Origin of the sequence: Nocardioides abyssi, from assembly GCF_030412915.1 — a bacterium.
In the GTDB taxonomy this organism is placed as follows: domain Bacteria; phylum Actinomycetota; class Actinomycetes; order Propionibacteriales; family Nocardioidaceae; genus Nocardioides; species Nocardioides abyssi.
In genome coordinates this window covers 1-240 of sequence record NZ_JAUHJR010000240.1, presented here as the reverse complement: position 1 = coordinate 240, position 240 = coordinate 1, and the positions used below count along the sequence as shown (strand labels likewise).

Annotated in this window: 1 protein-coding gene; it reads right to left on the bottom strand. The window is 76.7% G+C overall.

The genetic code is table 11. From position 1 onward, the window contains the following. Positions 1-240 (bottom strand): TIM barrel protein (locus tag QWY29_RS20635; RefSeq protein ID WP_300963088.1); only part of this gene is annotated, 240 nt, incomplete at both ends.

Sequence of the window (240 nt, the reverse complement as noted above, 5' to 3'; positions counted from 1 at the left end):
GTGGCGGTCCTTGAAGGCGCCGCGCACGTCCATCGAGTCATTGGCGTGGACCAGGCGCAGCCGGCCCTCGCCCGCCACCTCGACGAGCCGGTCGAGGGTCGCGGTCGCGCCGCCCGGCGCGTCGAGCGGCGCCCCGGCGGCGAAGACGTGGCAGGTGTCGAGGCAGACGCCGACCCAGGGGTGGCGGTCGAGCGCGTCGAGGTACGCCGCGAGGTCGTCCACCCCCGCGCAGAGCGAGCG